This is a genomic window from Bacillus sp. MRMR6, from assembly GCF_001940785.1.
Lineage (GTDB): Bacteria > Bacillota > Bacilli > Bacillales > Cytobacillaceae > Neobacillus.
The window spans coordinates 17,293-30,162 of the sequence record NZ_MSLS01000001.1; the positions used below are offsets into that span (position 1 = coordinate 17,293).

A 12,870-nucleotide genomic window follows, 5' to 3' on the forward strand; every position below is an offset into this window, starting at 1 on the left:
AGTTTAGGAGTATAAAAAACTCCTACTCAGGTTTTTTTCTTGTCCAGCTCAAGGTGCCTTCCGCTTTCTTATTATCTCCGTTTACGACCTAAACCCATGGCATTTTCCATCTTTTTAAGTGTTTTACTTGCTACAAGATTTGCCTTTTCAGCACCTTCATCTAGGATTCGATCAAGCTCGGTTGATTCCATTAAATGATAATATCTTTCCTGAATTGGTTTGAATACATTGACAACAACCTCAGCTAGATCACCTTTAAATGCACCGTAACCTTTACCATTATACATTTCTTCAAGTTCGGATATAGTTTTATTTCCTAAGATGGAATAGATTGAAAGTAGATTTGAAATACCAGGTTTATTTACCTTATCAAACTTTACAATTCCCTCAGAATCTGTGACTGCACTCTTAACTTTTTTCTCAATTTGTTTAGGGTCATCAAGTGGAGTAATAAACGACTTTTTATTTGGATCAGATTTACTCATTTTTTTTGTTGGTTCTTGCAGTGACATAATTCGAGCACCCACTTCTGGAATGCGTACCCCAGGGATGGTTAAAATATCACCATATTTATTGTTGAATCTTTCAGCTAAGTCCCGTGTTAACTCCATGTGTTGTTTTTGATCCTCGCCAACTGGAACAAGGTCGGTATTATAAAGTAAAATATCTGCTGCCATTAGTGGCGGATAGGTCAGTAAACTGGCGGAGACCGCTTCCTTTCCACTTGATTTATCTTTAAATTGAGTCATTCTTTCTAGTTCTCCAATATAGGCAATACACTGCATCATCCATCCAGCTTGAGCATGTGCCGGAACCTCAGATTGGATGAACAAGGTTGCTTTTTCAGGGTTGAGCCCAACGGCTATGTATAGTGCAGCGAGGCTTCTAATGTTTTTTCTCAGTTCTAAACGATCCTGTGGAACCGTAATTGCATGTTGATCAACGATGCAAAAATAGCAGTTATATTCATTTTGCAATTCTACAAATTGTTTTAGGGCACCTATATAATTTCCAAGTGTTATGGTTCCACTAGGTTGAATACCCGAAAAGATTGTTTTCATTCTCTGTTTCCTCCTAAAATAAATGTAAATATAAAAAAACCACTCATCCCTATTACTAGGGACGAATGGTTCGCGGTACCACCCTACATTACTCCAAAGAGTCACTCAGTTCCAAATTACTGCGGCCAATATATTTGGATTCCCTTTAACGCAGGGATACGTCTATTCCTACTATTACAAAGAAGTTCAGATAGAAGCTCAAAAGTCCATTCGGTATTTTTCCGTGTTTGTTTTCACCAGCCACAAACTCTCTATAACGGTTTAAAATACTTACTATTCTTTATCATCACTAAAGTTAATATCTAATTAGTTTCATTATAAATGAAATGCATATTCTTAATCAAGTTTGCAAAATATAAAAAACAGTTAGAGCAATCAGCATAAGGAACCCCATCCAAAATCCATAAAAGAAAAGTGGTTTTTGGTCGATGTTAATAAGCTCAGACAATCCAGGAACATCATTGAATTTTCGTTCATCTTTCCCGCGGGTAAAAGCCAAGTTAAACGATTTTGAAATGACATCAAAAAATCCAGTATAAACAGTGTAAATTAGTAAACCAGATAGGAGGAAGGCTGATGCAAAATAAAAAGATATATTGATATAGCTAATTAAAGAAATTTTCTGATAAATCATATATGATAAAAGTAAAATTAAAAGCTGAAATACTGCCAGAATTAGGAGTCTTTTCTTTAAGCGCAAACTCATCTAAACACCTCTGAAATGTTGATATTATAGGACTCTAATAGGTGATTATACATGAAAATATAGGACAAGTCTAAATTATATCATAAAATTTGTATGTGATACTTAATGATAGTTGCCAACTTCTAAAATAATTTTTAAAAATAATGTACATTTTATCAAAAGTATGTATAATAGGGAATGTAGTAATTTTTCAGAATAATAGAAAAGGGAGGTCTACTAGTGAAGAAAACAAAACTTTCACTACTATTAGCTTTATCATTAGTTCTAAGCATGTTCTTAGCAGCATGTTCAGGTGGAAATGATAAAGGCAAAGATACTGACAATGGCGGAGATACAGACAAGCCAGCAGTTGAACAAGTACTTAATGTCTTAGAATCTGCTGAAATTCCGGGTATGGATAGCGTTATGGCTGAAGACGTACTAGGATTTACAATGATTGGAGCAGTAAACGAAGGGTTATATCGTTTAGATCCAGATCAAAATGTAATTCCTGGTGTAGCTGACGGTATGCCTGAATACAACGAAGACAACACAGTATTAACGATTAAATTAAAGCAGGATACGGAGTGGTCAAATGGTGACCCAGTAACTGCACATGATTTTGTATATGCATGGCAACGTGCAATCGATCCTGAAACTGCATCACCATACGGTCCATATTTCATGATGGGCAAGATTGCTAATGCATCTGAAATTTATGCTGGTGAAGCAGAAGTTTCAACTTTGGGAATCAAAGCGTTAGATGATCATACTTTGGAAATTACTCTAGTAAGAGCACTTCCATATATCGATTCATTTATTACATTCCCATTATTCTATCCGCAAAACCAAAAGTTTGTTGAGGCACAAGGCGCTGATTATGCGAAAAATGCTGAACACTTACTTTACAATGGTCCATTTAAGATGACAAAGTGGGATGGTCCACAAGCTACTGAATGGGTATTAGAGAAGAATGAAACATATTGGAATGCAAAAGATGTTAGTCTAGCAAAAATTAACTTTAACGTATCAAAAGATCCACAAGCTTCAGCTAATGCATTCTCAGCTGGTGAAGCGGATATCACACCAAAGCTTGCACAAGCTGCAATCCTTTCACAGTATGAAGGGTCTGAAGATTTACTACGTTATCAAGAACCATCTGTTTTCTGGATAAAAATGAACGAAACTAACGCTGCATTAAAAAATGCAAAAATCCGTAAAGCAATTGCAATTGCAATTGATAAAGAAGCACTTGTTGAAGATGTATTAGCGAATGGATCTATTCCTGCTAACTTCATCGTTCCAAAAGGATTTACTTTCTTAGATGGAAAAGATTTCCGTGATACTGCTGGTACCTACTTAGCAACAAACAAAGAAGAAGCTAAAAAGCTTTGGGAAGAAGGTCTAGCAGAAATTGGCCAAACAGAAGTTAAGTTCACTTATGTTGGTCAAGACACTGAAACTTCAAAGACTACTGATGCTTTCATTAAGAATCAGTTAGAAACTACATTAACTGGTTTAACACTTGAAGTTCAAGCTGTTCCTTTCGGAATCAAGATTGAGCGTGAAAATAAACTTGACTATGATTTATTATTCGGTGGTTGGGGACCAGACTATGCTGACCCAATGACATTTATGGATCTATGGGTAACTGGCGGCGAACAAAACAACATGGAATATGGTAACCCTGAATTTGATGCACTTATCAAAGCAGCTAACGAAGAACTATCTGCTAAGCCAGAAGAGCGTTGGCAAGCACTTATCGATGCAGAAGAAATTCTGTTAGAACAAGATGCTGCACTTGCTCCAATGTATCAACGTTCAGTTAACCTATTAATGAATCCTAAGGTTGACGGTTTCGTTCACCATGCATTTGGTCCAGACTATAGCTACCAGTGGATTAAAATTACTGAGTAACTATAAATAATCAAATAGAAAGAGAGTATATTAAAAGATATACTCTCTTTTTACCTGTAATAGAATTGTCGAAAAATGTCGATAATTTCATCAATTAGGAGGTGTAGGCATGGCGAAATATATCCTGCAACGGGTTATCTACATGGTTATTACGTTGTTTATTGTCGTTTCAGCAACTTTTTTCCTCATGAAACTAATTCCCGGTAGTCCCTTTAAATCGGCTGAAAAACTCTCAGCAGCGCAGCTTGTAATCATGCAAGAAAAGTATGGTTTAAATGACCCTGTTCCTGTTCAATATGTTACATACATGATGAACATGGTTAAAGGTGATCTTGGCGTCTCCTTCCAATTCAACAATACCCCAGTTTCAGAATTGATATCACACCGGATTGAAGCTTCCGCAATACTAGGGGCGCAATCTCTGATTGTCGGTACTCTAATTGGTATATTTTTAGGAGTAATCGCTGCACTTAGGCAAAATACGTGGATTGATTATGGATCAACCTTTATTGCAGTTGTAGGTAAATCGGTTCCTTCGTTTGTTTTTGCTGGTTTACTTCAATATTACGTAGCTGTGAAATTAGGCTGGTTTCCAGTAATGTTCTTTAGAGGTCCCGAATATACAGTATTGCCAACTATAGCATTATCGATGTTCTCCATTTCCATTTGTGCCCGATTTATGCGGACTGAAATGATTGAAGTACTTGGATCTGATTATATTACCTTGGCTAGAGCAAAAGGTGCTAGTTTCTGGCAGATTAGTGTAAAGCATGCTCTTCGTAATGCATTAATTCCAGTAGTAACTGTAATGGGGCCATTAGCTGTTAGTTTAATGACAGGTTCTCTTGTAATCGAAAAGATTTTTGCTATTCCAGGATTAGGTGAGCAGTTTGTTAAATCAATTATGGTTAGCGATTATCCAGTTATTATGGGGACATCAGTTCTATTTGCATTTTTATTTGTAGGAATTATACTAGTTGTCGACATTCTATATGGAATTATCGACCCACGTATTCGTTTATCGGGAGGGAAAAACTAAATGCTTAACAAAGATACAAATATAAGTAAAGATATGTTTTCACCCGCCCAGGTAGATTTAGCTAGAAGTGAAAAAATTTCTAAACCGAGTCTTAATTTTTGGCAGGATTCTTGGCTTCGAGTAAGGAAGAATAAAGGTGCAGTTGTCAGTTTAGTCATCATTGTTCTCCTTGTAATTATGTCTATTATCGGTCCTTTGCTGTCACCTTACAAATATGACACGCAAAACACCAAGCATAATAACTTGCCGCCTAAAATTGAAGCGTTAGAAAATATCAGCTGGCTTCCTTTTGACGGTTCATTGAAAAGGAAGGACGGTACAGAGTACTATCCTTATGAGCTTCGCAAAATTGATAATTATTACTGGTTTGGAACTGATAATCTTGGCAGGGATATTTTTGCCCGTATTTGGAAGGGTGCTCAAGTGTCCTTGCTTATTGCTTTTCTAGCTGCAGCAATTGATATGGTAATTGGGGTATCCTACGGTGCCATTTCCGGTTATTTAGGCGGTAGAGTTGATAGTTTCATGCAGAGATTCATTGAGATTATTGTTGGAATTCCAAACTTAATTGTTGTAGTTTTAATGATTCTTGTATTAAAACCAGGTATTATTCCAATTATTATCGCTCTAACTATAACAGGCTGGACTAGTATGGCTCGTGTTGTTCGTGCACAAGTTTTGAAGTTTAAAAATCAGGAGTTTGTATTAGCGGCAAAAACTCTAGGTGCTTCAGACTCTTCTATTATTTTCAAACATATGATTCCAAATATGTTTGGGGTAATTATCATTAATACGATGTTTTCAATACCAAATGCGATCTTCTTTGAAGCCTTCTTAAGTTTTATTGGTCTAGGTCTTCAAGAACCGCATGCGTCTCTTGGTACATTAATCAATGAAGGATTTACTTCTATGATAGCTTTTCCTTATCAAATGATTATTCCAGCTATTGTGATTTCCGTGACAATGGTAGCATTTAACTTAATTGCAGATGGTCTGCGTGATGCGCTAGATCCTAAAATGCGTGATTAGAAGGCAGGTGAATTGAAGTGGAAAAGATTTTAGAGGTGAAAGATTTAAATATTTCATTTCACACCTTTGGTGGTGAAGTTAAGGCTATTAGGGGTGTAAGCTTTGATTTATTAAAGGGAGAAACGTTAGCGATTGTAGGAGAATCAGGGTCCGGAAAATCTGTAACAACTAAATCAATCATGCGTTTGCTTCCTGAAAATAATTCAGAAATTAAAAATGGACAAATTCTTTTTGACGGAAAAGATTTAACAAAGCTAAATGACAGACAAATGCAAAAAATTCGTGGAAAAGACATTTCAATGATTTTTCAAGATCCGATGACTTCATTAAATCCGACAATGAAAATTGGAAAGCAAATAATGGAGCCGCTTTTAAAGCATCAGAATATGACGAAGGCTGCTGCGAAAGAAAGAGCGGTTGAGTTATTGAAACTCGTAGGCATACCTAAACCCGAAATACGCGTTGAACAATATCCGCATCAATTCTCAGGCGGTATGAGACAAAGGGTTGTTATTGCGATTGCACTTGCTTGCAATCCGAAAGTATTAATTGCCGATGAGCCGACAACTGCTCTTGATGTTACAATCCAAGCTCAAATCCTGGAATTGATGAAGGATTTACAAAAGAAAATAGACACATCGATTATCTTTATTACACATGATCTTGGTGTCGTAGCAAATGTAGCCGATCGTGTAGCGGTAATGTATGGTGGAAAGATTGTTGAAATCGGAACTGCTGATGAAATTTTCTATAACCCAAAGCATCCATATACATGGGGTTTAATTAGCTCTATGCCTGATATGGAGACTGAGGATGAAGAATTATTCTCTATTCCGGGTACACCGCCTGACTTATTAGATCCACCAAAAGGAGATGCTTTTGCTCCGAGAAATCCATATGTGATGAAAATTGATTTGGAGCAAGAGCCTCCATTTTTTAAAGTCTCTGATACCCATTATGCTGCTACATGGCTCCTGCATCCGGACGCACCGAAAGTTGAACCGCCTGAGGCCGTGAAGAGACGACAACACCAATTCCCTGGTTATAAGGAGGGGAAATAAATGGCACAAAGAGAGAAACTGCTCGAGATTAAAAACTTAAAGCAATACTTTAATGTTGGTAAGAAAAACGAAGTTAAAGCAGTAGATAATGTTTCTTTTGATATTTACAAGGGTGAAGTAATGGGGCTAGTTGGTGAGTCTGGATGTGGTAAATCGACAACTGGACGAACAATTATACGCCTATACGATGCAACTGACGGTGAAGTCATTTATGATGGTGTAAATGTTCACGGTAAGAAATCAAAAAAAGAATTAAAAGACTTTAACCGTAAAATGCAAATGATCTTTCAAGATCCATACGCATCCTTGAATCCAAGATTAAAGATAGCTGATGTAATTGCTGAGGGAATTGATATCCATGGACTTGCGAAAAATAATCAAGATCGCATGGAACAGGTTTATGAGCTTCTAGAGACCGTTGGTTTAAATAAAGAACACGCAAACCGCTATCCACATGAATTTAGCGGCGGGCAGCGTCAGCGTATTGGAATTGCGCGTGCACTTGCTGTGCAGCCTGAATTTATTATTGCAGATGAGCCTATTTCTGCACTTGATGTTTCTATTCAAGCCCAGGTGGTAAATTTGATGAAGAAACTTCAAAAGGATAAGGGTTTAACCTATTTATTTATTGCCCATGATCTCTCAATGGTAAAATACATTAGTGATCGAATTGGCGTTATGTATTTTGGGAGAATGGTTGAGTTAGCTCCAGCGGATGAATTATATAAAAATCCACTTCACCCATATACTCAATCATTATTATCAGCAATTCCTGCCCCTGATCCAATTAGTGAGCGTACTCGTAAACGAAAGACTTATGATCCTGCAAACCATAATTACGAAGGTAATGAGTCTATCGAATTTAGAGAAGTTGCACCAGGGCATTTTGTTCTCTGTTCTGAGAAAGAATTTGTTCAATATCAGGCGCAATATAAGTATTAAAAAAAACGATCTCGTTTTGAGATCGTTTTTATTTGCCCTTTTTACCGCCGACATTTTTCCAGCCTGTTTGAAACTTTGCACTTTGATCTACGAATTCTGAGCGGTTTTTACCTCCGAGTACCTTTTCTCCAAATCCATTTGTCAAAACACCCATCAGCGCAGTAATACCAATAATAAGTAAGGCAACGATGGTTAAATCTGCTATGTAACCAACCATGAAAATACCCCCGATATTTTATTACATAATGAATTTAATTATTTAAATTTCCTACCTCTACTATTATTCTAAAAGAAGTCTGAGCATAAAGAAAGGGATAAATGTGAAAATAAAGAAATATCATTCTCAATAATAATGTATGCGTTTTCATTAAGGTTGAACTAAATGAGAATGGGGTATATAATATTCGTAATTAATTAGTATTTCCAAAAAAGATTATATAATTTTAAAAAATCACTTCCAAAAAAGTGAAATCATTTTCGAATAGTATACTATCATTTCTAAATTATATTTAAAAATTAAGTCCAATAATCCTATGATTTTGAAACTTTTTTGGTATTTATTCGTCTAATATAAAGAAATATTTTTTATATATACAAAACATTTGACATTTAATAATTTTTTAAAAAATCGTACCTTTTTTTCAGTTAGTGGTGTATAATTAATGATATAAATTACTTATTTGTAATTATTTTAATTAATTTAATGCGATCACGAGGATTCACGATATATTACTTAAATACTTATAATGGACGTAAAAAAAAAGAGGAGTGTGGAGACAATGGTTACATTATACACTTCACCAAGTTGTACATCATGCAGAAAAGCTAAATCATGGCTAGAAGAACATGAGATTCCATATACAGAGCGTAATATTTTCTCTGAACCTCTGAGCATCGAGGAAATAAAAGAAATTCTTCGCATGACTGAGGATGGTACAGATGAAATTATATCTACGCGCTCTAAAACATTTCAAAAGTTAGATGTTAATCTTGATACAATGCCTCTTCAAGATTTGTTTGAATTAATTAAAGCGAATCCTGGTTTGTTACGACGTCCTATTATTATTGATGAAAAGCGCTTACAAGTAGGTTACAATGAGGATGAAATTCGGCGCTTCCTTCCAAGACGAGTTCGGACATTCCAATTGCGTGAAGCACAACGGATGGTAAACTAATTGTATTAGGCCCTTATTACTGAGGGTCTTTTTTCTATCTTGTTATATTTGAGATTTTATCATCATTTTGTTACAATTAAATGAATATCTATTAAATAGGCTAATAATGATTTTTATTATAATTGTTATTTTAATTCCCATATTAATTTGTTTTTCATAAAATGTAAGTACAAGGATTTTTCCCCTTTTTAGCTTCCAGAGGGTCGATTACAATAATAATTCGTTACAGGCTTTATCTGCCGGGGGTATTTAGTCCCTTCAATATGAATAGGGAAGGGAGAGTTGAAGATGGAGATCGAACGTATTAATGAAAATACTGTAAAGTTTTATATTTCATATGGTGATATTGAAGAACGAGGCTTCGACCGTGAAGAAATTTGGTACAACCGAGAACGAAGTGAAGAGCTTTTTTGGGAAATGATGGATGAAGTTCATCAGGAAGAAGAGTTTGTAGTCGAAGGTCCGCTTTGGATTCAAGTCCAGGCGCTAGAAAAAGGCCTTGAAATTCTAGTAACCAAGGCACAAGTTTCAAAGGATGGCCAGAAGTTTGAACTCCCAATTCCAAATGAAAAACTAAAAGATCTGCCAGTGGATGATAATATTGAAGATATTTTAGACCAACATTTTCATTCGAGACATAAAGATGTTGAAGAAATACTACTCGAAGAAGAAGAAACATTAGAATTCTTAATTGCATTCAAAGATTTTGAGGATCTCATCATGCTTGCAAACCGTGGAGGACTTGATAATCTAAATACAATGCTGTATTTCTATGAGGGTAAGTATTATTTATTTACAGAGTTTCCTGAGGATCAGTTTGAAGAGGATGAAGTGGATGATATATTAAGTATTCTTCTCGAGTATGGATATGAAACACAGTTAACTATCCATCGGATTCAGGAATATGGTAAGGAAATAATAATGAATGATGTTTTCACTGAAATAAGAAAGCACTTTAAATGAAAAAATGCCGATTTCTATTATTGAAATCGGTATTTTTTACATTATTTATTGGTAAAAATAGTGGCGGGTGATTAAACTGAAAAATATGGTTAGAGTTATCTTTTTTTTCTCAGGTCTATCGGTTATCTTGTTTTATTTCAGGGATTTTATTAGTGGTGGAGTTTTTGGGTTTTTGAGCCTTATCATTACGCTGTCAGTTGTTTTTATTGGATTTGTCATATTCCTCGAAAATAGGCATCCAACCCAAACTCTTACATGGTTAATTGTATTAGGCAGTTTTCCTCTAGTTGGATTTATTTTTTATTTGCTATTTGGACGCAATTACCGAAAAGAGAAAATGTATCGAAAAAAGTATTTCCTCGACAAGCAGGCCTTCCTCTCGATTGAAGGTGAAGATGACCCGCGAAGTGAGGAGAAGCTCAAATTAATGGGGGAACATCAAGCTAGATTGTTTGCTTTGGCACAAAAGTTAGGGAATAGTCCAATATCCTTCGACACCGCAACGGAAGTTTTAACAAACGGTACTGAAACCTTTGAAAACATTATCCAACAGCTGAAAAAAGCACGTCATCATATACATATGGAGTATTATATTGTCCGTCATGATCAAATTGGTCAGGAAATTAAAGAGGTATTAATTGAAAAGGCTAGTCAAGGTGTAATGGTGCGGTTTCTTTATGATGCTGTAGGGTCTTGGCAATTATCAAAGAAGTTTATTATTGAATTGAAAATGGGCGGTGTAGAGGTAGTACCCTTTGGACCTGTTAAATTGCCGTTTCTAAACAATAAATTTAATTTTAGAAACCATCGTAAAATCATTGTGATTGATGGAACTGTTGGCTTTGTTGGTGGTCTTAATATTGGAGATGAGTATCTAGGAAGAAATAAAAATATTGGCTTTTGGCGAGATACCCATTTAATGCTTAGAGGGGAAGCCGTTAGGTCATTGCAGCTAATCTTTTTGCAAGATTGGTATTACATGACAAATTATAGTTTCTTAACTGCAGAATACTTGTCACCTCAGATAGATGATCAATCCCATGGAGGGGTACATCTAATTGCTGGCGGTCCTGATAATGAATGGAGTGTAATAAAAAACATTTTTTTTTCCATGATTACTTCGGCAAAGGAATCTGTCTGGATTGCATCACCGTACTTCATACCTGATGAGGATATTTTTTCAGCACTCAAGGTGGCGTCATTAAGTGGTATTGATGTAAGATTATTAGTTCCAAACCGACCGGATAAAAGGATTGTTTTCCATGCTTCAAGGTCATATTTTCCAGAGCTGCTCGAAGCAGGGGTAAAAGTGTACGAGTATGAAAAAGGGTTCATGCATAGCAAAATTGTAATTGTCGATCACGAGCTTGCTTCGATAGGTACATCTAACATGGATATGAGAAGTTTTCATTTGAATTTTGAAGTTAATGCATTCTTATATAGGACCAATAGTACACAGAAGTTGGTTACAGAATATTTAAAAGATTTGAAGGATTCAAAGCAGCTAGAATTAAGTACTTTTAGTAAGCGGCATATAGGATTACGACTCCTAGAGTCTACATCAAGATTGCTTTCACCGTTACTATAATTTTTTAGTCATAAAAAACTCACGTGGATGAGTTTTTTATTTTTTCTAAAAGGATTTATATATATTCGACTCGAATTAATGCAGGTAGGAGGTGAAGGAATTTGTTGACAGCGAATACAAGAACAGGTAAAAGAATTTCACTAGGATATCAATACAATAAGGAGACGCTGTTAGTTCTTAGAAAGAGAGAGGAATTTATCTGTCCAGTATGTGGTGAGGAGGTAACATTAAAATTAGGTGAACACCGTATATACCACTTTGCTCATCAGAGAAAGGGAAACTGCAGGGAGGTTTATGAAAGGGAAACTGAATATCATATGAATGGTAAACTTCAGCTTTATCAGTGGCTTATTGGACAAGGGATCCGGGCAATTTTAGAATATTATGATTCGGATATCCAACAACGTCCTGATATTATGTTCGAGTATAACGGGAACAAATATGCCTTAGAATATCAGTGCAGTCCAATCCCTGAAGATCAGTTCATTAACAGAACAAAAAATTATTATCACTATGGCTATATCCCGCTTTGGATTGCCGGTAATAAACTAATTAAATCAAAAAGAAAAAACATCTATACACTTTCATGTTTCACATCCTTCTTTTTACAAAAAAACATGGACCATCAGTTTTTTATACCCTCCTATTGCCCCGAACACAGGCTGCTGCACTTTACAGGTCCACTTCTAACACTTTCACCTAATAATGCGTATGCGGACAATCTTACTAGTTCTATTGATGAAGTACCTATAAAGGCCTTGTTTGAGCCCAATCTTACTACTAAAATGAGTGCAGGGCACTGGAATAGGGAAATGGAGAAAATAAATTTTAATTGTTTTCTTCACCCAACTCCACAACAAAAACAATTTCTTCAGGAAATTTACCGAAATAATTTGAATTTATTTTTGCTTCCACCTGAGATTGGCTTGCCGGTGAGTCACTCATCGTTACTCTCTACCCCCTCAACCATTTGGCAAACATATCTTTTTTTGGATGTTCTTTTGACAAAAACACCTGGTGAATACATCCCTCTCTTTGAGTTTGAAAAAAGCTTTGTCAGGAGAGTTCGAAAAAAAGATATTATCATTCGAAAGATACCCCAGTTCGAGCAAATCAATCCATTTATAGTTGTTAAAGAGTATATACTACAGTTAGAAAGTTTGGGAATTATCTCAAGACATGGCGATACAGCTATTCAGCTAACTACTAATTTAATGATTCCGCGATCAAATCAGGAAAAGGAGGAATTAAAGCGTAATTTTCTACAAAAAAATCGTACATTCCTGCTGAAGTGATAAATGAAAACAGACAATAGGGCATAATATAAAGTGTTATATGTTCTATTCATTTTAAAAGGATTTGATTGCTTAAGAGCGAATAGTAAAGATGAGTAATATTTTCAGTGAATTA

General features: G+C 35.6%; 12 protein-coding genes and 1 other annotated feature. Of the genes, 9 read left to right on the forward strand and 3 right to left on the reverse strand.

Annotation, left to right across the window (positions count from 1 at the left end):
- Nucleotides 1-71: 71 nt before the first annotated feature.
- Both trpS and BTR25_RS00095 read right to left on the reverse strand, forming a co-directional pair.
- Nucleotides 72-1,061 (reverse strand): tryptophan--tRNA ligase, encoded by a 990-nt coding sequence (gene trpS / locus BTR25_RS00090; protein WP_075684915.1) that lies wholly within the window; start codon nt 1,059-1,061, stop codon nt 72-74.
- 54 nt (nt 1,062-1,115) lie between these two features.
- Nucleotides 1,116-1,357, reverse strand: a binding site (T-box leader).
- A 44-nt stretch (nt 1,358-1,401) separates the two neighbouring features.
- Nucleotides 1,402-1,767 (reverse strand): DUF3899 domain-containing protein, encoded by a 366-nt coding sequence (locus BTR25_RS00095; RefSeq protein WP_075684917.1) that lies wholly within the window; start codon nt 1,765-1,767, stop codon nt 1,402-1,404.
- A gap of 219 nt (nt 1,768-1,986) precedes the next feature.
- Here BTR25_RS00095 and BTR25_RS00100 point away from each other — a divergent pair, with 219 nt between their 5' ends.
- The 5 genes from BTR25_RS00100 (at nt 1,987) to BTR25_RS00120 (ending at nt 7,734) form a co-directional block, all read left to right on the forward strand.
- A complete protein-coding gene (locus BTR25_RS00100) occupies nt 1,987-3,663 on the forward strand; it encodes a peptide ABC transporter substrate-binding protein (RefSeq protein ID WP_075684919.1) in 1,677 nt (558 codons plus the stop codon).
- A 109-nt stretch (nt 3,664-3,772) separates the two neighbouring features.
- On the forward strand, nt 3,773-4,702 hold the full coding sequence (gene opp3b / locus BTR25_RS00105; protein WP_075684921.1) for an oligopeptide ABC transporter permease: 930 nt from the start codon (nt 3,773-3,775) through the stop codon (nt 4,700-4,702).
- Nucleotides 4,703-5,731 (forward strand): oligopeptide ABC transporter permease, encoded by a 1,029-nt coding sequence (opp3C, locus tag BTR25_RS00110; RefSeq protein WP_075684923.1) that lies wholly within the window; start codon nt 4,703-4,705, stop codon nt 5,729-5,731.
- A gap of 17 nt (nt 5,732-5,748) precedes the next feature.
- A complete protein-coding gene (locus BTR25_RS00115) occupies nt 5,749-6,792 on the forward strand; it encodes an ABC transporter ATP-binding protein (RefSeq protein ID WP_075684925.1) in 1,044 nt (347 codons plus the stop codon).
- Nucleotides 6,793-7,734, forward strand: a complete 942-nt coding sequence (locus tag BTR25_RS00120) for an ABC transporter ATP-binding protein (protein ID WP_075684927.1) — start codon at nt 6,793-6,795, stop codon at nt 7,732-7,734. It abuts the gene before it with no gap.
- A 28-nt stretch (nt 7,735-7,762) separates the two neighbouring features.
- Here the strand turns inward: BTR25_RS00120 and BTR25_RS00125 are convergent, their stop codons facing one another.
- A complete protein-coding gene (locus tag BTR25_RS00125) occupies nt 7,763-7,951 on the reverse strand; it encodes a hypothetical protein (protein WP_075684929.1) in 189 nt (62 codons plus the stop codon).
- 562 nt (nt 7,952-8,513) lie between these two features.
- On the opposite strand from BTR25_RS00125, the gene spxA reads away from it, so the two are divergent.
- The 4 genes from spxA (at nt 8,514) to BTR25_RS00145 (ending at nt 12,755) form a co-directional block, all read left to right on the forward strand.
- Nucleotides 8,514-8,909 carry a transcriptional regulator SpxA gene (spxA, locus tag BTR25_RS00130; protein WP_045519743.1) on the forward strand — a complete coding sequence of 132 codons (396 nt, stop codon included), beginning with the start codon at nt 8,514-8,516 and terminating at the stop codon, nt 8,907-8,909.
- A gap of 288 nt (nt 8,910-9,197) precedes the next feature.
- Nucleotides 9,198-9,872: an adaptor protein MecA gene (gene mecA / locus BTR25_RS00135; protein WP_075684931.1), complete on the forward strand. Its 675-nt coding sequence runs from the start codon at nt 9,198-9,200 to the stop codon at nt 9,870-9,872.
- A 76-nt stretch (nt 9,873-9,948) separates the two neighbouring features.
- Complete coding sequence (gene cls, locus BTR25_RS00140) at nt 9,949-11,460, forward strand: cardiolipin synthase (RefSeq protein WP_075685692.1); 1,512 nt, start codon at nt 9,949-9,951, stop codon at nt 11,458-11,460.
- Between the two features lie 101 nt (nt 11,461-11,561).
- Complete coding sequence (locus BTR25_RS00145) at nt 11,562-12,755, forward strand: competence protein CoiA (RefSeq protein WP_075684933.1); 1,194 nt, start codon at nt 11,562-11,564, stop codon at nt 12,753-12,755.
- The last annotated feature ends 115 nt before the right edge of the window (nt 12,756-12,870 follow it).